This is a genomic window from Sorangium sp. So ce381 (assembly GCF_051473845.1).
GTDB classification, from domain to species: domain Bacteria; phylum Myxococcota_A; class Polyangia; order Polyangiales; family Polyangiaceae; genus Sorangium; species Sorangium atrum.
The window spans coordinates 1194780-1214450 of sequence record NZ_CP150336.1 but is presented as its reverse complement, the minus strand read 5'-3'; the positions used below and the strand labels follow the sequence as shown (position 1 = coordinate 1214450).

Sequence of the window (19671 nt, the reverse complement as noted above, 5' to 3'; positions counted from 1 at the left end):
GGCGGGCGGCCGGCCCGGTGGCCTTGCTCGTGCTTTTCGGTCTCGTCGCTCGATCGGCGTGAAGGCTTCTCACGCGCGATGGGCGAAGGGGGCACATGCTTCATGCCGGGGACGTTGCAGGAGGTCGCTTCCGGCTGATCCGGCAGATCGGCGCGGGTGGGATGTCGAGCGTGTGGTGGGCGCGCCACGAGCTCATCGGCCGGGACGTGGCGCTCAAGCTGTCCCCGGCGCTCCGGGACGAGCAGGTCGTCGGGCGGTTCATCCGGGAGGCGAAGATCATCGGCAAGTTCCAGCACCGGAACATCGTCGGCGTCGTCGACGCCGGGGAGCTCCAGGACGAGGGTTACCTGTTCCTGGCCCTCGAGCTCCTGCGGGGCTCGCCGTTCGCTGACCGCCTCCAGCCGAACCGGCCGCTGCCGCCCGAGGAGGTGGTGCCCGTCCTCATCGAGGTGTGCTGCGGGCTCTCGGCCGCCCACGCCGAGGGCGTCGTCCACCGCGACATCAAGCCGGAGAACATCATGATGGCGACGGTCCCCGGCGAGGGGATCGTGCCGAAGATCGTCGACTTCGGCATCAGCCAGCTCACGGGCGCGGGCGATACCATCACCATCGACGGACAGCTGCTCGGGACGCCCTCGTACATGAGCCCGGAGCAGGCGCTCGGCAAGCGCACCATCGACGCGCGCGCCGATCTATGGGCCGTGGGCGTCATGCTCTACGAGGCGCTCAGCGGCGCGCAGCCGTTCACGGGAGGCAACCACCACGCGGTCCTCAGGCGCATCCTCGAGACCGAGCCCGCGCCGCTGCCGGCCTCGATCCCGCCGCGCCTCCGGAAGATCGCCGGCCGATGCCTCGAGAAGGACCCGGCGCGGCGCTACCCGGACGCGGCCTCGCTGCGCGCGGATCTCCAGGCCGCGCTCGACGATCTCGGCGCGAGCGCGCCCGCGCCGATCGTGGTCCTCTCGCCGCCGGCCTCTGGCTCGCGGCCCGGGGAGATGACGCGAGCCCGCGGCGCGCTCGCCGCGCCCCCGAGGCTCGCCGTTCGCGCGCTCGAGCGGCTCTGGACCCGGGCGCCGCGGGCGCCTGGATGGCGGGAGGCGACGACGATCGGGCGCACGCAGGGCGCCGCCGCCCCGCAGGACGCGGCGCGCCGCGCAAGGACGATCCTGGCGATCCGGCTCGCGGGCGCGGCGGCGCTCGCGGCGACGCTCTGCTCGGCCGCGCTGCGGGAGCAGGCGGACGCGGGGCCCGAGAGCGCGGCGCGCGAGAGCCTCCGCCCCGTGCTGGCCACGGCCTTCGCCGACAGCGGCGCCGCCTGGCGGCGCGGCGCCGGCGCGCCCGAGGCGACGCGCAGCGACGCGCCGCCGCGGAACGCGGCGAGCCACGACCGCGCGCCGGGCTCGCCCGAGCGCGCCTCGAAGGACCCGGGCAGCGACGAGCTCGGATCGGCCTCCGAGGACAAGCCCCCGCGCTGGCAAGCGCCGCGCGGGCCATCTCGACGCCGCATCACGAGCCCCGGGTTCTGATGACCAGCGCCGCACCGATCACCGCTCTTCGCCGACGCCGCTGGCGGCGCGCCGCTGCGCTCGGGCTCGTTTGCTGGGCGCTGCTCTCGCCATCCTGGCTGCACGCGCAGGACGACAGCGCGACGCGCGCGCTGAGGCTCCAGTTCGCGCAGGGGCTGTCGCTCGAGATCGCGGGGCGCTGGGCCGACGCGCTCGACAGGTTCGAGGCGATCGCCCGCCGGCGGCCGACGGCGAACGTGACGTACCACATCGGCCTCTGCCACGAGCGGCTCGGCCGGCTGCGCACGGCCGAGCGGACGTACCACAACGCGCGCGCGATCCTCGGCGCGGACGCGGACGCGCGGAAGGCGTCGCCGGCGGTGCTCGCCGAGATCGACGCGCGCCTCGAGGACCTCGAGGGACGGATGCCGAGGATCGTGCTGAACCTCGCCGGCGCGACCGACGGCGTGACCTTGCTGCTCGACGGCGAGGTGGCGCAGCCGTCGCGGGCGATCCGGGTCGATCCGGGCCCCCACGTCGCCGTCGCGCTCCTGCACGGGATCCCCGTGGCCGCGAGCGCCTTCTCGAGCCACGAGCGCCGAACCAGGTTCGTGACGCTGACCGTTCACCCCGTCGCGCTCCGCGTGTCCAGCGTGTCGCGCCCCTGAGCTCGCCGGGCCTGGACGGCCCGCACCGAGCTCCCCACACCCCGGCACCTGTGTGTGAGCGGCGGGGCCCGCGCCCCTCGCTCCGGACGTGATCGCGCTGCGGTGGCGCGCCCTTCGAGGAGCGTCCTCTCCACGCGGTCCTGCGGCTCGTCGCGGGCGTGTGTCCGGCCGCGCGTGGAGCGCCACACGCCGGCGAGATCTCGCGAGCCGTGGCGCTTTGCCGCACGCGCGGCGCTGGCCCGAGCGTCCAGCGCCCGCTTGGATCCCATGCGAGGCGCGCCTGACAGGGCGCTCCGGACACGCCCAAACTCGCCGAGTCGTCGGCCGTGAACGCTGGATCCAGCTTCTGACGTCCTGATAGCATGCGAGACCCATGGCGCTCGACAGGCCGCCCGGTGCGGGCTCTGCTTCGCGACTCGGCAACTATGAGCTGCTGAGAGAGCTCTCCGGTGGCGGCATCGGCTCCACGTGGCTCGCGCGGGCGTCCTCCGACGACGGCGAGGCGAAGAGCGCGCCGCCGGTCACGATCCTGCGCATCTACCGGCACCTCACGAAGAAGGCCGAGACCGCCGACAGCATCCTCCGCGAGGCCGGGATGGCGCAGCAGGTCCGCTTCCCCAACGTGCTCTCGGTGCTCGACGCCCGCACCGCCGACGGCGAGGTCTTCATCGTCTCGGAGTACGTGGAGGGCGAGCCGCTGGGCGCGCTGGTGTCGGCGGCCGGCGCCGAGGGGCTGCCGCCGCCGGTGTCCCTCCGGATCGCGATCGACGCGCTGCGCGCGCTCGCGTCCGCGCACGCGGCCCAGCCGGCGCCGCTCGTCCACGGCGAGCTGAACCCGACCCACGTCTCCGTCGGCATCGACGGCGTCACCCGGGTCGGCGGGCTCGGCGTCGCGCGGGCCATCGCCGGGCTCGCCCCCATGGGGACGAGGAACCCCGATCGGCTCGCCTATGCCGCGCCCGAGCGGGTCAAGGCGATGGCAGCGCACGCGGAGGCCCCGCTCGATCCGCGCGCCGATCTCTTCTCGGTCGGCGTGATCCTCTGGGAGCTGCTCGCGCGGCAGCGGCTGTTCTCGTCGAAGCTGGAGGCCGCTGTCATCCAGAAGGTGCAGTCGGCGCCGATCCCGCCGCTCGCGGGGCTCGCCGGGGGCGCCGTCCCGGCCGAGGTCGTCGACGTCGTCCAGACGGCGCTGGAGCGCGATCCGGCGCGCCGCTTCGAGAGCGCCTCGGCGATGCTCGCGGCGCTGGAGGCCGCGGGAGCGGGGCGGATCGCCGGGGATGACGACGTGGCGGCGGCGGTGAGCAGGCTGGCCGGCAAGACGATCGAGCCGCGCAGGACGATGATCGCGGCGGCCATGGCGAGCCCCGCCGGCGCGGACGGGTCGCGGCCGCCGCCGCGCGCGCGGGGCATGACGCTGGTGGGCGTGGCGATCCCCGCGGCCGACGGCGCGCTCTCCCCCCGCGGCGACGGCCCGCGCCAGGCGATCACCGCGCCGACGCCGCGCGCGCGCACGGCGACGCCGGGCGCGCCGCCGGTGGCCGCGGCGGGCGCGCTCGCCGCGAGCCAGGTTCGCCCGACGGCGGCGAAGGACGCCGCGGCGCCGAAGAACGGCCTGGCGGCCAAGCCGGCGGCCGGCGCAGGCGCGTCGAACGGCGCCGGGCCTGCGGGCACCGATGCGGCGCACGCCAGCATCGACACCGAGTGGGGCTCGGTGGACGACGTCCCGGCCCGCGACCTGCCCGGGCCGCGGCGTCCCGCAGCGACCCTTCCGCGGATCGAGCTGTCGGGCCAGGGCACGGAGGACCGCGCCGCCTCCGGTGCGAGCCCCGAGCGCGCCGCTGCGACGGGGGCGGCCACGGCGAAGGAGCAGCCGCCCGCGCGGCCGGCCGCGCCGCGCCCGGGCGAACCGGGCGACGCCCTCGCGGCGGCGCGGGCGACGCCGACGCCGGCCGAGGGGACGGTCCCGAAGCCGCCGACGCCGGCCCCGGGAGGGCCGTCCCCGAGACCGCCACGCCCGCCGCCGCCGGCTCGCGCGGCGTCGCCGGCGCAGCCCGAGGCGCACGGCAAGGTCGCCGCTGCAGCGCCCGCGGCTGTCGGGCCAGCGCTCGCGCCGAGCCCTCCGACGCCTCGTGTACCTGTGCCGCCGCCGGGGCCGCCGGCCGCTGCCACGCGCCGCACGCCCGTGGTGCCCGCCGTGACGCCGGCGCCACGCGCGGCCGCCACGCCCCCGCCGCCGCCGGTGAAGACCACGAGCCGCGCGCCGGTGACACCGTCGGCGCCGCTCCCGCCGGCGGCGCCCGCGCCGGCTGCGTCGCCCGAGCCTTCTCAGCCGCTGCCCCCCGCTGCGCCCGCGTCGGCCACCGCGCCTGCGATCCCTGTCCCCGCGAAGACCCCGCCGCCCCCGCCCGTGGCGGCCGCGCTTCCGGGCGGCGCGCCTGCGACGCAGGAGAGCGCGCGCGGCAACGGTCCGGCATCGACCGCCACCAGGACGATCCCCACGCCGACCGGAGTCCAGGGCCAGACGAAGCTGTGGGGTCGCGTGGCGTCGGCCGTGGACCAGCTGGGCCCGGGGAGCACCCTCGGCCGCTACGAGATCCTCATGCCGGTCGCCAAGGGCGGCATGGCGGCCGTCTGGGCCGCGCGCCTGCAGGGCACCCGCGGCTTCAGGAAGATCGTCGCCATCAAGACGATGCTGCCCGACGTCTCCGACGACCCCGACTTCGAGTCGATGTTCCTCGACGAGGCGCGGGTCGCGGCGCGGATCAGGCACCCCAACGTGGTCGAGATCCTCGACCTCGGCGAGGAGGACGACGTCCTCTACATCGTGATGGAGTGGGTCGACGGCGAGACGGCCGGCACGCTTCAGAAGGCCGCGAAGCGGCTCGGCGGCATCCCGCAGCGGATCGTGCTCCGCATCGCCTCGCAGATCTGCGCGGGGCTCCACAACGCGCACGAGCTCCGCGACGACAGCGGCGTGCTGCTCGACCTCGTCCACCGGGACATCTCGCCGGCGAACGTGCTCATCTCGACCGCCGGGTTCGTGAAGATCGTCGACTTCGGCGTGGCGAAGTCGAAGGGGCGCCTGCACGTCACGCGCGCCGGCGGCATCGTCAAGGGGAAGACGCCGTACCTCTCGCCGGAGCAGCTCGGGGGGCTCCCCATCGATCGCCGGAGCGACATCTTCTCGCTCGGCGCGCTGCTGTACGTGCTCACGACGGGGCTGCACCCCTTCCGCGCCGAGACCGACCTCGCGACCATCGAGAACATCACCATCAAGAACCCGCTCCCCCCGCGGGAGCTGAACGGCGCGATCCACCCCGAGCTCGACAGGATCATCCTCAAGGCGCTCGAGAAGGATCCCGAGAGCCGCTTCTCGACGTGCGCGGAGATGCAGCGGGCCATCGATCAGGTCGCGTCGACGCTCGGCGAGCCCACGACCGACGAGGACGTGGCGGCCTTCGTGCGGCAGGCGATCGGCGAGATCCAGTCGAAGCGCGCGCAGGAGCTCCGCGACGCGATCGCGGCCGTCGACGCAGGCGCCGCGGTGAACTCGGAGCGCCGGCCCGCGGCCTCTCTGGAGGGCCACGCGGCGCCGGCCGACGTCGGCGTGGGCTCGCACGAGGGCGGTCCCGCCGCCGCCGCGGCGTCTCCCCCTGCGGCAGCGGCGCCCGCCGGCGCCGGCCCGGCGTCCAGCAGAGGGGCGGCATCACCGATCGCGGAGGAGGAGCCGCCGGTCAGCCTGGAGCCGATCTCGTTCGAAGAGATCGCCGTGCCGGCGCAGCCCGCCGAGGCGCCGCCGCGGCTCATCATCGCGCCCGCGCTGCAGCCCGACGGAGAGCCGGCCGAGCCGGTGAGCCCGCGGCCCGCCGCCCGGGAGGGCAAGCCGCTCGGCCCGTCCGCCAAGCGGATCCTCCCGGCGGCCGGCGTGCCCGCCACGAAGGTGCTCGCGGCGGCGGATCCTCCCGCGTCCCGGGCCGCGGCGCTCAGCGAACGCCTCGCGAGGCGCGGCTCGCGGAGCCTCGCCAACGACGTCGGCGAGGTCACGGCGGTCGACCGATCGTTCGAGACCGGGCAGCGACGCAAGCGGCTCCAGCTGATCGTGGCTGGCGCGGCGATGTTCTGCGTGGCGCTCGGGGCCGTCGCGCTGGTCGTGCGCGGCGGCGACGAGCGCTCGCGTCCGGAGGTCGGCAAGGCGCGCGTCGATGCGTTGCCCGCGGCCACGTCGGCCGCCACCACCGCCACCGCGGCCGCCGCAGAGGCCGTCCCGGCTCCGCCCGCTTCGCCGGTGGAGCCTCCTCAGACGGCGCAGCCGGCGTCGCCGCCCGCTCCCGAGGCGTCGGCGACGCCTCCCGAGGCGGCACCGGCGCCCTCGCCGACGCCTCCCGCGGCGGAGCCGACGCCTTCCCCGACGGCCAAGGCGCCCGCGGCCGCGGCGGCGCAGCCCATCGCCGCGCCGCAGGCGTCGCGCCCACCGTCGACCACGCGCCCCCGGACGACGTCCACGCCGGCGAAGCCTGCGCCCAAGCCAGCGACGACCGGCAAACCCAGCCCCAAGAAGAAGTACAACCCATCGGGTATCTGAACACCGTGCGATCTCGACCCTGGCTCCGTGCGCTGCTCTTCGGTGCGGCATCTTGCGTGTGCTTGTGCGCGCTCCCCGGGCCCGCGGCCGCCGCGGACGGCGCCGCGGCGACGCCCGCGCCGGACGCGGTGGAGAAGGCGCAGAACCACTTCAAGAAGGGCGCTGCCCTCTACGAGAGCAAGCGCTACGCGCTGGCGCTCGAGCAGTTCCGGGCCTCGTACGCCACCGTGCCGAGCCCGAACTCCCGCCTCTACATCGCGCGCTGCCTCGCGGATCTGGGCGATCACATCGAGGCGTACCTCGAGTTCGATCAGGTCGCGGCGGAGGCCGCGTCCCGGGCGAAGGACGAGCCGCGCTATGCCCAGACGGAGCAGACGGCGCAGCTCGAGCGCGACGAGATCGCGCGCAAGATCGCCCTCGTCACGGTCACTGTCGCGCACCCGGACGCGGCGACCTCGCTCGCGGTGGCCGGCAAGGACGTCCCGCGCGAGCGGTGGGGCAAGCCGTTCCCGGTCAAGCCCGGCAAGACCGAGATCGTCCTGCGCACGAAGCTCACCTCGACGCCGCAGACCCTCGATCTCTCCGCGGGGGAAGCGAAGACCGTCGCGCTCGACGCCGAGCCGAGCGGCCCGACCGAGGCCGTCTCCGGCTCTCCGGCGCTCCTCGACGAGGGCCCGAGCCCGCCCTTCTCGGAAGCGCCCTCGCCGCGTGCGTACCTGCGGCCTTACGCCTACGCCGCTGGCGGCGTGGGTGTGGCGGGGCTCGCGATGTTCACCGTCGCCGGCCTGATGGCGAACAGCACCTACAGCGATCTCACCGAGACCTGCAGGGGCCCCTGCCCCGCCGATCGCCAGGACGACGTCGACGCCGGCAAGACCCAGAAGACGGTCGCGAACATCGGCGTCGTGGTCGGCGCGCTCGGGCTCGTCACGGGCACGACGCTGCTCATCCTGAGCTTCACCGGAGGCGGCGCCGGCGGCTCGCAGAGCGCCACGGCCTCGACGCAGCTGCTCGTCGGCCCCGGTTTCACCGGTCTACGCGGCCAATTCTAACGCGCGGGGCTCACCCGCACGGCGACGCGGACGCCCGTCAGACCGTAGCTGCGCAAAAGAAACGGGCAGGGCCGCTGCTGCGACCCTGCCCGCTTCATGTCGATGCGCTCGCGGTTGACGCGGAGCGATCAGCGACCGCCCGGGCCGCCCTTGGCGACCTTGGCCTTCTTGTCCCCGGAGTGGCCGTGGAACGTGCGCGTCGGGGCGAACTCACCCAGCTTGTGGCCGACCATGTTCTCCGTCACGAACACGGGAACGAACTTCCTCCCGTTGTGCACGGCGAAGGTCAGGCCGACCGACTCGGGCAGGATCGTCGAGCGGCGCGACCACGTCTTGATCACCTTCTTGGCATTGGTCGCCTGGGCCGCCTGGATCTTCTCCAGCAGGTGACCGTCAATGAAGGGCCCTTTCTTGATGCTCCTCGGCATGACTAACCCTTGGTCCCGCGCCGCCGGACGATCATGCCGTCGGTGCGCTTGTTGTTCCGCGTCTTGAGGCCCTTGGAGAGCTGACCCCACGGCGAGCACGGGTGGCGCCCGCCGCTCGTCCGGCCCTCACCGCCGCCCATCGGGTGATCGACGGGGTTCATCGTGACACCGCGGTTGTGCGGCCGGCGCCCGAGCCAGCGCGAGCGCCCCGCCTTGCCGAGGCTGATGTTCGCGTGCTCGGAGTTCGACACCTGCCCGATCGTGGCGCGGCAATCGAGGTGCACCTTGCGGATCTCACCGCTCGGGAGGCGGACCTGCGCATAGTCGCCGTCCTTCGCCATGAGCTGCGCGGCCACGCCGGCCGAGCGCACGAGCTGACCGCCCTTGCCCTTCTTGACCTCGACGTTGTGGATCGAGGTGCCGGGCGGGATGTAGCGGAGCGTCAGGCTGTTGCCAGGCTTGATGTCCGCGTTCCGGCTCGCGAGCAGCGTCGCCCCGACCGCGAGTCCGTCGGGCGCCAGGATGTAGCGCTTCTCGCCGTCCACGTAGTGAAGGAGCGCGATGCGCGCCGTCCGGTTCGGGTCGTACTCGATGGCGGCGACCTTCGCCGGGACGCCGATCTTGTCGCGCCGGAAATCGATGATCCGGTAGCGCTGCTTGTGACCACCGCCGCGGAACCGCGACGTGATCCGGCCGTTGTTGTTCCGGCCGCCGGTGGACGTCTGCTGCTCCAGCAGCGACCGCTCGGGCTCGACCTTCGTGATCTCCTTGAAGTCGCTGACCGAGTAGTAACGCCGCGCCGGCGAGGTCGGCTTGAAGGATCTGATTCCCATCGCTATTCCGCCTTCTCGTCGAAGAACTGGATCTCGTCACCCTCCTTGAGGGTGACGATCGCCTTCTTCCAATTGCGCAGCTTCGCGTAGCCGCGCCCCATGCGCTTGTCCTTGCCGCGCATGATCAGCGTGTTGACGTCCACGACGCCCACCTTGAAGAGCGTCTGGATGGCGTCCTTGATCTGGATCTTGTTCGCCTCGCGGCGGACCTCAAAGATGACCTTGTTGCCTTGGTCGCGGAGCCGGCTCGACTTCTCCGTGAGGATGATTGGCCGGCGGATGATCTGCTCGGGCTGCATGTCGGACTCCCCTGACTAGCGAAGGCAACGCGCCTCGAGCGCCTTGGCGGCGTCCCTCGAGACGATGAGGTGGTCGTGCCTGAGGAGGTCGTAGACGTTGACCCCTTCCGGCGGCAGGTACTGGTGGTTCTCCAGGTTGCGGAGGCTCTTCACCAGCTTGTCGTTGCCGGCCGTGTCGACGACCAGCGACTTCCGGTCCGCCTGCAGCGTCGTCAGCGTGGCAGCGATCGCCTTGGTCTTGATCTCGGAGACCTCCAGGCTGTCGAGCACGATGAGCCGCCCCTCCTTCGCGAAGAGCGAGAGAGCGCTCTTCAGGGCGCCGATCCGCACCTTGCGCGGCGGACGGTACGACCAGTCCTTCGGCTCCAGGGCGTGCGCCATGCCGCCGCCCGCGTGGTGCGGCGCGCGGATCGAGCCCTGGCGAGCGCGGCCGGTGCCCTTCTGGCGATAGAGCTTCTTCGTGGAGCCGGCGACCGCGCTCCGCTCCTTCGTGGCCTTGGTGCCCGAGCGGCGGGACGCGAGCTGCGCCTTCACGACCTCGTAGAAGAGGTGCTCTTTCACCTCGGTCCCGAAGACCTCGTCCGAGAGGTCGAGTTCGCCGACCTGCTCCCGCTTGAGGTTGTAAACGGTAACCTTCATGGTACCTGGACTCCTAGCTCTTGATCTCGACGTCGACGCCGGCCGAAAGGTCGAGCTTCATCAGCGCGTCGAGGGTCTGCTGAGTCGGCTCGATGATGTCGAGAAGCCGCTTGTGCGTCCGGATCTCGAACTGCTCGCGCGACTTCTTGTCGACGTGGGGCCCCCGAAGAACCGTGTAGCGGCGGATCTCGGTGGGCAGCGGGATGGGCCCCGCGACGTGCGCTCCGGTCCGCTTCGCCGTCTCGACGATATCGCTCGTCGACTTGTCGAGCAGCTGGTGGTCGAAGGCCTTGAGGCGAATCCGGATCTTGGTTGTATCAGCCATGGTGCTCTTCCTACGCGAGGATCTTGGTGACGACGCCGGCGCCCACCGTCTTGCCGCCCTCGCGGATGGCGAAGCGCATCTGCTCCTCCAGCGCGACCGGCGCGATGAGCTCGATCGTCATCGTGATGTTGTCGCCCGGCATCACCATCTTCACCCCCTCGGGGAGGTTCACCGTGCCGGTCACGTCCGTCGTCCGGATGTAGAACTGCGGCCGGTAGTTGGTGAAGAACGGCGTGTGGCGCCCGCCCTCCTCCTTCTTGAGGACGTACACCTCACCGGTGAACTTCGTGTGCGGCGTGATCGACCCGGGCTTCGCCAGCACCTGGCCGCGCTCGATCTCTTCCTTCTCCACGCCGCGGAGCAGACACCCGACGTTGTCGCCCGCCTGCCCCTGATCGAGCAGCTTGCGGAACATCTCGACGCCGGTCACGACCGACTTCTTCGTGTCCTTGAAGCCGATGATCTGCACCTCGTCGCCGACCTTGATGATGCCGCGCTCGATGCGGCCCGTGGCCACCGTGCCGCGGCCCTTGATCGAGAACACGTCCTCGATCGCCATCAGGAACGGCTTGTCGATGTCGCGCACCGGCTCGGGGATGTAGCTGTCCAGCGCGCTGAGCAGCTGCTGGATCGTCTCCTCCCACTTCGGGTCGCCCTGCAGCGCGGGCAGCGACGCGCCACGGACCACCGGCGCGTTGTCGCCGTCGAACTTGTACTTCGACAGCAGCTCGCGGACCTCCATCTCGACCAGGTCGAGCATCTCCGGGTCGTCCACCGCGTCGCACTTGTTGAGGAACACGACGATGTGGTTCAGGCCGACCTGCCGGGCGAGCAGCACGTGCTCGCGCGTCTGCGGCATCACGCTGTCGAGCGACGACACGACGAGGATCGCCCCGTCCATCTGCGCCGCGCCGGTGATCATGTTCTTGATGTAGTCGGCGTGCCCGGGGCAGTCGACGTGCGCGTAGTGGCGGTTCGCCGACTCGTACTCGACGTGCGCCGCCGCGATGGTCACCGTCTTGGTCTCGTCACGGACCGTCCCGCCCTTCGCGATGTCGGCGTACGAGATCGCCTTCGCCAGGTTGCGCTTCGACTGCACCTTGACGAGCGCCGCCGTGAGCGTGGTCTTGCCGTGGTCGATGTGACCGATGGTGCCCACGTTCACGTGCGGCTTCGTACGAGTGAATTTCTCCTTGGCCATGGCGTCTTTTTAACCTCGCTGCTTGGCGACGATCTCTTCCTGGATCGCTGCTGGAACCGGTGCGTAATGAGAGAACTGCATCGAATGGGTCGCGCGGCCTTGCGTCTTGGAACGGACGTCGGTCGCGTAACCGAACATGGTTGCGAGCGGGACCTCCGCGCGGATCACCCGGGTGTTCGCGCGTTGCCCCATATCGAGGATGCGGCCACGCCGCGAGTTGAGGTCTCCGATGACGTCCCCGAGGTAGTTCTCGGGCGACACGACCTCGACGGCCATCATCGGCTCGAGGAGCACGAGCCCCGCCCTCTTGGCGCCGTCCTGGAAGGCCATGGACGCGGCGACCTCGAACGCGGGCCCGGAGGAGTCGACCTCGTGGTAGCTGCCGAAGTGGAGCCGCACCTTGATGTCGACGACGGGGTAGCCCGCGAGCACGCCGCGGCCCATCGCGTCCCGGATGCCCTTCTCGATCGAGGGGATGAACTCCTTCGGGATGATGCCGCCGACGATGTCGTTCTCGAACACGAAGCCCGCGCCGCGCTCGGCCGGCTCGATGTCGATCCTCACGTGACCGAACTGGCCGTGTCCGCCCGACTGCCGGACGAAGCGCCCCTCCACGTCGGTCGCCTTCTTCGAGATGGTCTCCTTGTAGGCGACCTCGGGCTTGCCGACGTTGGCGTCGACCTTGAACTCGCGCTTCAGGCGGTCGACGATGATCTCGAGGTGGAGCTCGCCCATCCCGGCGATGATCGTCTGACCCGTGTCCTCGTTCGTGAAGGTGCGGAACGAGGGATCCTCGTAGGCGAGCTTCTGCAGGCTGAGCCCGAGCTTGTCGAGATCGGCCTTGGTCTTCGGCTCGATGGCGATCGAGATCACGGGGTCGGGGAACTCCATCCGCTCCAGCACGATCGGGTTCTTCTCCTCGCAGAGAGTGTCCCCGGTGCGGGTGTCGCGGAGCCCCACGGCAGCGTAGATGTTGCCCGCGTAGCAGACGTCGATCTCCTCGCGCTTGTTCGCGTGCATGCGGAGGATGCGCCCGAAGCGCTCCCGCTTGCCGCGCGTCGAGTTGAGCACGCTGACGCCGCTCTTCGTCGTGCCGGAGTAGACACGGAAGAAGGTGAGGTTGCCGAACTGGTCGTTCATGACCTTGAACGCCAGCGCCGCGAACGGCTCCTCGTCGCTCGCCTTGCGCGAGACGACCTTGTCCTTCTTGTCGGGCAGCGTCCCCTCGACGGCCGGGATGTCGACCGGCGACGGTAGGTAGTTCACGACGCTGTCGAGCAGGAGCTGGACCCCCTTGTTCTTGAACGCCGAGCCGCACAGGACCGGGACGATCTTGAAGCCGAGGGTGCCCGCGCGGATGGCCGCGTGGATCTCCTGCTCGGTGATCTGGTCGACCTCGCCGGCGATGAACTTCTCCATCACCTTGTCGCTCGCGTCGGCGCACGCCTCGATGAGCTTCTCGCGGAGCTCCTTGCACCGCGGCAGCAGGTCGCCCGGGATCTCCTGCCAGTCGTAGCGCTGGCCCTTCGTCTCCTCGTCGAACACGGCGGCCCGGAGGGTCACGAGGTCGATCACGCCGCGGAACGAGTCCTCCGCGCCGAGCGGGTAGTGGATCGCCACCGGGTTCGCGCCGAGGCGCTCGCGGATGGAGTCGACGCACATGTCGAAGTCGGCGCCGATCTTGTCCATCTTGTTGATGAACGCGATGCGCGGGACGCCGTACTTGTCCGCCTGCCGCCACACCGTCTCGCTCTGCGGCTCGACGCCGTTGCCGCCGTCGAACACCGCCACCGCGCCGTCGAGCACGCGGAGGCTCCGCTCGACCTCGATGGTGAAGTCGACGTGACCGGGCGTGTCGATGATGTTGATCCGGTGAGAGACGCCCTTCTCGGGGCCCTGCTCCGGCGCCCAGAAGCAGTTCGTCGCGGCGGACGTGATGGTGATGCCGCGCTCCTGCTCCTGGACCATCCAGTCCATCGTGGCTGCGCCCTCGTGGACCTCGCCGATCTTGTAGTTGACACCCGAGTAATAAAGGATGCGCTCGGTGACCGTGGTCTTGCCCGCATCGATGTGGGCCATGATCCCGATGTTGCGCGTCCGTTCCAGGCTGTACTCGCGTGCCACTTTTCCTTCTCCGTCGTGTGATGCGTGGGGTGAGGGTTCCGGACTCAGGATGCAAAACACCCTCTCCAGCCCGGCCCGCCTCCGTTGTGGCGGGCACTTGAAACCTGGAGAGGGTGTCGGGGTACAGCAGCAGCTTTTCTAGGTCCCGCGAGGGCGGCGCTGTCGCGCTCCCTCGAGAGGACCGGCTCTGTAACCCGATCCTTATGTCAGCTGTGCCATCTCGCTCTACGCGTCTCCTCGCCTGGGGATGGGACCTGAAATGACGAACCAGCGCAGATCCGGGATCCGCGCTGGCCTCGCTGACCTACCAGCGGTAGTGGGCGAACGCCTTGTTGGCCTCCGCCATCTTGTGCGTGTCGTCGCGCTTCTTGACCGCGTTGCCGCGGTTCTGCGCCGCGTCGACGAGCTCGGCGGCGAGCCGCTCGCGCATCGTCTTCTCGCCGCGGCCGCGCGAGTAGGTCACGAGCCACCGCATCGCGAGGGCGACGCGGCGCTCGGGGCGGACCTCGACGGGGACCTGGTAGGTCGCGCCGCCGACGCGCCGGCTCTTCACCTCGAGCTTCGGCTTCACGTTGTCGAGCGCCTTGCGGAAGACGTCGATCGGCTCCTCCTTGAACCGGTCGCGCACGATGTCGAACGCGCCGTAGAGGATCCCCTCGGCAGTCGCCTTCTTGCCCGACTGCATCAGGGAGTTCGTGAACTTGGCGACGAGCTTGTCCTTGTACTTCGGGTCCGGAATGATCTTCCGCTTCGGGACTTCGCGACGACGGGGCATCTTCGTTCCTCTGTCAGGCCTTCGGGCGCTTCACGCCGTACTTCGAGCGCTTGCGGTTGCGGGTCGCTTTGTTGGTTGAGCTCGGCCCGGCAGCGCCGGACGCGTCGAGCGTGCCGCGGACGACGTGGTAACGCACGCCCGGCAGGTCCTTAACACGGCCGCCGCGGATGAGGACGACCGAGTGCTCCTGCAGGTTGTGGCCTTCGCCCGGGATGTAGCTCGTCACTTCCATCTGGTTGCTCAGCCTGACGCGGCAGACCTTGCGGAGCGCCGAGTTGGGCTTCTTCGGCGTCGTGGTGTAAACACGTACGCACACGCCTCGCCGCTGCGGGCAGGACTTGAGCGCAGGAGAGGCCGTCTTGTAACGAGCGGCCTCGCGGCCTTGGCGGATGAGCTGGCTGATGGTCGGCATAGTGACGCGGATTTCCCCCTGAGGGATGGGGACGCGCAGGATACCCAGGAGGCGACCCATGTCAAGCGGGACGATACCCGTTCGTGTTGGATACGCCAGCGAGCCGTTCGTTCGCGTCGATTCGCGTCGCTTCCCGTGGGTTCCCGTAGGTTGCGTCGACGCGTTCGCCGCGTGGGTCGCATCGTTCACAGAGGTTGCGTCGGTCCCATCCGTTGCGCTCGCCGAGGCGCTGCATCGTTCGTGGCGGTCGCATGGGTCGCGTCGATCCCGCTGCGCCGGCGGGGGCCGTGCTCTGCGCGTGCTGGCCCCGCGCGACGAGCTCGTGGGTCGCGGCGCGCTGCGGGGGCCGTCCGCGCACGTCTCGTTCGACGGGACGCTCGGCGTGCGCCGGCGGCTCCCGGATGCGCGGGAGCCTGCGCGCGCCGCACGAGTCGGACGCCGACGCGCCCCGCGGGCCCCTTGGCGGCCCGCCTGCTGTTCGGTACGGTCGCTGCGTGACGAAGAAGCTTTCACGCGCCCAGCGTAAAGAAAGCCGGCGCAAGGCGCCGCAGAGCAGCGCTGCGTCGAGGACGGCGTCCGGCGTGGATCCGGGGAGCGCGGGGCCCTCGTCGCGAAGCGATCAGGGCGACAGCGCGACGGCACGAGGTCCCGCGGGGGCGCGCGTCGATCCGACGGCGAGCCGAGGCGGCGACGACCCGCGCGGCGCGCGGGCGCGCGGCGCCGCTGCTCCGAGCAGCGCGGAGCCCGCGCGGGCGCGCGACGCCTCGGAGCCCGCGCGGACGCGCGACGCCTCGGAGCCCGCGCGGACGCGCGACGCCGGCGATCGATCCCATCGGAGAGGCGGCGTCGAGGCGCAGCCCGCGCGAGCGCGCGGCGGAAGCGCACAGACGAAGCCAAAGCGAGATCGCGTGCTCCTGGTCTTCCTGGGCCTCGTGGCGCTCGCCGCAGTGATCGTGTTCGCCGCGCAGTCCCCCCGCGCCCCGGAGCGCGCCGCGCCGGAACCCGCGAGAGCCGCTCCGGCAAAGACACACACGGCGGAGCCGTCCACCGCGTCCCCTGACACGCCGACGGATACGGCCGATCTGCCGGCTCCACCTCCCGTCGACTCGTCGCCGCCGACGATCGTCACGGCCGAACCGGCCGCAGCGGAGACGGCGCGCGCTGCAGCCCCGCAACGTGCTGAAGCCGGCGCCTCGTCAGAGGGAACCGCTGCCAGCGCCTCTCCGAAAGGAGCAGCCACCGGAGCAGCCGCAGCCGCCCCGCCGAAGAAGCGCACCAGCGCACCGAAGCCGGCCGCCGCGCCGCCCGTGGCGACACCTTCAGCGGGGGCGACGCCGACAGCGGAGGCGCCGACGACAGCGGGGGCGCCTCCGCCAGAGCCGGCGCAGAAGCCTGCCGAGCTTCCACACGAGTGATTGCAACCGCCGTGATGAAAGGACGCCCGAGATGCTTCGCTTGAATGCTTCGCCCGACGCCGTCCGAACGCCGGGCCGCTCGCCGCGCACCCGCGCGCGGGCGCTCGCCCTGCCGCTCGGCGTCGCGCTGTCCGGCCTCCTCACCGCGGCGACGGCGGGCGCGCAACCAGCGCCGCAACGACAGCCTCCTGCAGGGTCGCCCGTGGCGCCGGGCGTCGCGCGGCAGCAGCCCGGCGCCGCCGCTGCGCCGCCGGCCGCCTCGCCGCCAGCCGCGCCGCCCCCGGCTGCTGCGACGCAACAGCCCGGCAGCGCGCCTGCTGCACCGCCGGGCGCTGCGGCGCCGCAACCCGCTCCGCCGGCTGCCTCCGCGCCGCCAGGTGCCTCCGCGCCGCCGTACCCTGCAGTCCCCTACCCGGCGCCGCCGCAGGAAGCCCCTCCGGCTCCGCCAGGCGCCTCGCCGGGCTATCCGCCCCCGGGTCCCCCGGGCGGCTACGCTCCGTACGGCGGCGCTTACCCTCACGGCGGCGCTTACGCTCCGCTCCCGCCGGGCTACCCCGTGAGCCCGTCGGAGATCCCGCCTGCTCCGCCCCCGGTTCCCCTGCGCCGGAAGAGCCCGGGCCTGATGCTGGGCGGCATCGCGCTCACCGCCGGCGGCACGATCGCGTTCTTCACCGGGACCGGCCTGCTCGCGTCGGCGAGCAACCGATACGAGATCTACTGCGATTTCGGCGGCTTCACGGGCATCTGCGAGACGCGCACCGATGGGCGCCGTCAGCTCGCCGGCGCGCTCGTCTCCGTGGCGGGCGGCCTCATGATCGCCGTGGGCATCCCGCTCTGGGTCATCGGCGGGAAGAAGGTGCCAGCCGGCGACGCGGCGCCCAAGGCCTCTGTCGAGACCACGCTCTCGCTCGGCCCCGGCTCCGCCGCGTTGCAGACGCAGTTCTGAAGGGCTCCCGTGGCCCGATCCTCCTCCCCGCGCGCGAGGCCGCGGGGACCCCTCTCCTGCGCGCCGTCGATCAGAGCAGGCCCTTCTTCTTCTTGGCGCCCTTGCGGTGGCGAGGCTCGCCGTCGTCCGCGCCCGCGGGCATGCGGAGGATGTGGAAGCGCCCGCCGCCGCGCGCCAGCGGATCGCTGAGCTTCACCCGCTCGCGCGCGAGCTCGATGAAGCGGTGCTGCGACCGAAGCAGGGGGGCGCCGGCGGGCTGCTGGAGCTTGTGGTAGCTGCCGTCGCTCGCGAGCTCCCAGGTCTTCGCCGTGTCGGACATCACGGTGTTCAGCATGTCCTCCACGCGCGCGCGGGTGGCGGGCTCGACGATCGGGATCATCAGCTCGACGCGGCGATGGAAGTTGCGCGGCATCCAGTCGGCGCTCGACATGTAGATCTCCTCGCTGCCGCCGTTCGCGAACCGGAACAGGCGCTTGTGCTCGAGGAAACGATCGATGATCGCGCGCACCTGGATCCGCTCCGACAGGCCCGGGATCCCCGGCCGGAGGCAGCAGATGCCGCGCACGGCGAGCTTGATGTCGACCCCGGCCTGCGACGCCGAGTAGAGCGCGTCGATGACGTCGACGTCCACGAGCGCGTTCATCTGCGCCACGATCTCCGCCTTGCGCCCGGCCCGCGCGTGGGCCTCCTCGCGCGCGATGAGGCCCAGCACCGCCTGGTGCAGGCCGAGCGGCGCCACGAGGAGGCGGTTCCACTTGGGCGGCGCGCTGTATCCGGTCAGCAGGTTGAAGAGCGACGTCATGTCCTCGCCGATCTCCCGGTTCGCCGTGAACAGGCCGATGTCGGTGTAGAGCCGCGCGGTCTGCGGGTTGTAGTTGCCCGTCGACAGGTGCACGTAGCGGCGCAGCTTGTCCTTCTCGCGCCGCACCACGAGCAGCGCCTTCGCGTGCGTCTTCAGCCCGAGCAGGCCGTAGATCACCTGCACGCCGCTCTGCTCGAGCGTCCTCGCCCACTGGATGTTGCTCGCCTCGTCGAACCGCGCCTTCAGCTCGACGATGGCCGTCACCTGCTTGCCGCTCTCGGCCGCGCGCGCGAGCGCCTTCAGGATCGGCGAGTCGCCGCCGGTCCGGTAGAGCGTCTGCTTGATCGCGAGCACGTTCGGGTCGTCGGCGGCGCGGGAGACGAACTCGGCGACCGGATCGAACGACTCGTAGGGGTGGTGCAGGAGCACGTCCTGCTCCCGGATGACGGCGAAGATGTCCTCGACGTCCCGGAACAGCGGCGGGACCTGCGGCGCGAACGGCTCGTCCCGGTACTCGCGGCGCTCGTCGTCCGCGACGATGCCCATGAGGTCGGCGATGTGGAGCGGCCCCGGCACCCGGTAGACGGCGTGCGACGCGTCGACCTTGAGCGCGCGGCAGAGCCGCTGGACCGAGGTGCCGGCGCCCTCGCCGAAGCCGATCTCCAGGCGCACGGCGTTGCCGCGATCGCGCCGGCGGAGCTCGGCCTGGATCGTCTCCAGCAGGTCCTCGCCCTCCTCCTCGTCGATCTCGAGGTCCCAGTTCCGGGTGACGCGGAAGGGGTACGTGCCGCGCAGCCTGCCCGAGGGGAAGAAATCCTTCACGTGCCGGGCGATCACGTCCTCGAGCAGGACGAACGCGCGCGCCGCGCCCTCCACGCGCACCCGCATCAGCCGGCTCAGCCCAGGCGGCACCTGGATGACCGCGAAGCCGGGCTCCTGCGCTTCATGCTCCCGGGAGAACATGATCCCGAGGTTGATCATCTTGTTGCGCAGGTGCGGGAACGGGTGCCCCGGGTCGATCGCGATCGGCGTGAGGATCGGGAAGATGTCCGTGCGGAACCGATCGTCGAGCGCGCTGAGCTCCGTCGCGCCGAGCTCGTCGGGCCGGACGATCACGATGCCGGCGCGCTGGAGCGCCGGGATCAGATCCGAGTGCCACAGCTGGTAGGCGTCATCGACGAGCGCGTGGACGCGCGCGCTGATCGCCACGAGCTGCTCGTGGGGCGTGAGCCCGTCCGGCGGGACCTCCGCGATCGTGCGCTGCGTCTGCGCCTGGAGGCCGGCGACGCGCACCATGAAGAACTCGTCGAGGTTGGAGAAGAAGATGCTCAGGAACTTGAGGCGCTCGAACAGCGGCACCTCGTGCGACCTGGCCTCCGCCAGCACCCGCGCGTTGAACTCGAGCCACGAGAGCTCGCGGTTCAGGTAGTGCGTCGGATCCCCCTCGATCGCGATCACCCCGGGGGCGGCCGATATCGACACCGGGCCGCTGGACGGGACGGAGCTCCCCCCGGACCGAGTGCTGGAGGGGCCGCCCGGGCGCGATCCAGGCCCGGCGGCCGGAGCTGAATCGATGGCGTCTTCGGAGTCGGGAGCGATGGCGTTGTCTGGGCTGGACGGCGGGTCGACCATGATCGAAGCTCCGATTTTGCCGTACGTCTGATA

Annotated in this window: 15 protein-coding genes; 5 read left to right on the top strand and 10 right to left on the bottom strand. The window is 71.6% G+C overall.

The features are described from left to right. Positions 1 to 95: 95 nt before the first annotated feature. From WMF29_RS04490 to WMF29_RS04475, 4 genes are all read left to right on the top strand, one after another. The gene (locus WMF29_RS04490; protein ID WP_437327647.1) at positions 96 to 1526 is read left to right on the top strand and encodes a protein kinase domain-containing protein; all 1431 of its coding nucleotides are present in this window, start codon (positions 96 to 98) and stop codon (positions 1524 to 1526) included. Then, positions 1526 to 2173, top strand: a complete 648-nt coding sequence (locus tag WMF29_RS04485; protein WP_437327646.1) for a tetratricopeptide repeat protein — start codon at positions 1526 to 1528, stop codon at positions 2171 to 2173. The genes WMF29_RS04490 and WMF29_RS04485 overlap by 1 nt, the downstream gene beginning before the upstream one ends. 373 nt (positions 2174 to 2546) lie before the next feature. Continuing rightward, positions 2547 to 6755, top strand: a complete 4209-nt coding sequence (locus tag WMF29_RS04480) for a protein kinase domain-containing protein (RefSeq protein ID WP_437327645.1) — start codon at positions 2547 to 2549, stop codon at positions 6753 to 6755. A 5-nt stretch (positions 6756 to 6760) separates the two neighbouring features. Further along, complete coding sequence (locus tag WMF29_RS04475) at positions 6761 to 7807, top strand: tetratricopeptide repeat protein (RefSeq protein WP_437327644.1); 1047 nt, start codon at positions 6761 to 6763, stop codon at positions 7805 to 7807. A gap of 128 nt (positions 7808 to 7935) precedes the next feature. Here WMF29_RS04475 and rpsS read toward each other — a convergent pair whose 3' ends face one another. From rpsS to rpsL, 9 genes are all read right to left on the bottom strand, one after another. Further along, on the bottom strand, positions 7936 to 8235 hold the full coding sequence (gene rpsS, locus WMF29_RS04470; RefSeq protein ID WP_012233480.1) for a 30S ribosomal protein S19: 300 nt from the start codon (positions 8233 to 8235) through the stop codon (positions 7936 to 7938). 2 nt (positions 8236 to 8237) lie between these two features. After that, the gene (rplB, locus tag WMF29_RS04465; protein ID WP_272100109.1) at positions 8238 to 9068 is read right to left on the bottom strand and encodes a 50S ribosomal protein L2; all 831 of its coding nucleotides are present in this window, start codon (positions 9066 to 9068) and stop codon (positions 8238 to 8240) included. Positions 9069 to 9070: 2 nt separating this feature from the next. Further along, positions 9071 to 9367 (bottom strand): 50S ribosomal protein L23, encoded by a 297-nt coding sequence (locus tag WMF29_RS04460; RefSeq protein WP_012233478.1) that lies wholly within the window; start codon positions 9365 to 9367, stop codon positions 9071 to 9073. A 15-nt stretch (positions 9368 to 9382) separates the two neighbouring features. Then, the gene (gene rplD, locus WMF29_RS04455; protein WP_012233477.1) at positions 9383 to 10006 is read right to left on the bottom strand and encodes a 50S ribosomal protein L4; all 624 of its coding nucleotides are present in this window, start codon (positions 10004 to 10006) and stop codon (positions 9383 to 9385) included. Between the two features lie 13 nt (positions 10007 to 10019). Beyond that, positions 10020 to 10331, bottom strand: a complete 312-nt coding sequence (gene rpsJ, locus WMF29_RS04450; protein ID WP_012233476.1) for a 30S ribosomal protein S10 — start codon at positions 10329 to 10331, stop codon at positions 10020 to 10022. A gap of 10 nt (positions 10332 to 10341) precedes the next feature. Beyond that, a complete protein-coding gene (tuf, locus tag WMF29_RS04445) occupies positions 10342 to 11532 on the bottom strand; it encodes an elongation factor Tu (protein ID WP_437327643.1) in 1191 nt (396 codons plus the stop codon). A 9-nt stretch (positions 11533 to 11541) separates the two neighbouring features. After that, positions 11542 to 13656, bottom strand: coding sequence for an elongation factor G (gene fusA, locus WMF29_RS04440; RefSeq protein ID WP_437327642.1), 2115 nt, complete (start codon positions 13654 to 13656; stop codon positions 11542 to 11544). Between the two features lie 304 nt (positions 13657 to 13960). Then, positions 13961 to 14431: a 30S ribosomal protein S7 gene (rpsG, locus tag WMF29_RS04435; RefSeq protein WP_012233474.1), complete on the bottom strand. Its 471-nt coding sequence runs from the start codon at positions 14429 to 14431 to the stop codon at positions 13961 to 13963. 13 nt (positions 14432 to 14444) lie between these two features. Then, positions 14445 to 14843, bottom strand: a complete 399-nt coding sequence (gene rpsL, locus WMF29_RS04430; RefSeq protein WP_012233473.1) for a 30S ribosomal protein S12 — start codon at positions 14841 to 14843, stop codon at positions 14445 to 14447. Positions 14844 to 16289: 1446 nt separating this feature from the next. Between rpsL and WMF29_RS04425 the strand changes: the two genes are divergently transcribed. Beyond that, positions 16290 to 17204: a hypothetical protein gene (locus tag WMF29_RS04425; RefSeq protein ID WP_437327641.1), complete on the top strand. Its 915-nt coding sequence runs from the start codon at positions 16290 to 16292 to the stop codon at positions 17202 to 17204. 70 nt (positions 17205 to 17274) lie between these two features. Here the strand turns inward: WMF29_RS04425 and ppk1 are convergent, their stop codons facing one another. Continuing rightward, on the bottom strand, positions 17275 to 19488 hold the full coding sequence (gene ppk1 / locus WMF29_RS04420) for a polyphosphate kinase 1 (RefSeq protein WP_437327640.1): 2214 nt from the start codon (positions 19486 to 19488) through the stop codon (positions 17275 to 17277). Positions 19489 to 19671: the final 183 nt, after the last annotated feature.

Excerpts from the sequence above, each read along its gene's own strand:
- WMF29_RS04490 (WP_437327647.1), top strand. The coding sequence starts at position 96 with ATGCTTCATGCCGGGGACGTTGCAGGAGGTCGCTTCCGGCTGATCCGG.
- WMF29_RS04485 (WP_437327646.1), top strand. The coding sequence starts at position 1,526 with ATGACCAGCGCCGCACCGATCACCGCTCTTCGCCGACGCCGCTGGCGG.
- WMF29_RS04480 (WP_437327645.1), top strand. The coding sequence starts at position 2,547 with ATGGCGCTCGACAGGCCGCCCGGTGCGGGCTCTGCTTCGCGACTCGGC.
- rpsS (WP_012233480.1), bottom strand. The coding sequence starts at position 8,235 with ATGCCGAGGAGCATCAAGAAAGGGCCCTTCATTGACGGTCACCTGCTG.
- rplB (WP_272100109.1), bottom strand. The coding sequence starts at position 9,068 with ATGGGAATCAGATCCTTCAAGCCGACCTCGCCGGCGCGGCGTTACTAC.
- WMF29_RS04460 (WP_012233478.1), bottom strand. The coding sequence starts at position 9,367 with ATGCAGCCCGAGCAGATCATCCGCCGGCCAATCATCCTCACGGAGAAG.
- rplD (WP_012233477.1), bottom strand. The coding sequence starts at position 10,006 with ATGAAGGTTACCGTTTACAACCTCAAGCGGGAGCAGGTCGGCGAACTC.
- rpsJ (WP_012233476.1), bottom strand. The coding sequence starts at position 10,331 with ATGGCTGATACAACCAAGATCCGGATTCGCCTCAAGGCCTTCGACCAC.
- tuf (WP_437327643.1), bottom strand. The coding sequence starts at position 11,532 with ATGGCCAAGGAGAAATTCACTCGTACGAAGCCGCACGTGAACGTGGGC.
- rpsG (WP_012233474.1), bottom strand. The coding sequence starts at position 14,431 with ATGCCCCGTCGTCGCGAAGTCCCGAAGCGGAAGATCATTCCGGACCCG.
- rpsL (WP_012233473.1), bottom strand. The coding sequence starts at position 14,843 with ATGCCGACCATCAGCCAGCTCATCCGCCAAGGCCGCGAGGCCGCTCGT.
- WMF29_RS04425 (WP_437327641.1), top strand. The coding sequence starts at position 16,290 with ATGCTTCGCTTGAATGCTTCGCCCGACGCCGTCCGAACGCCGGGCCGC.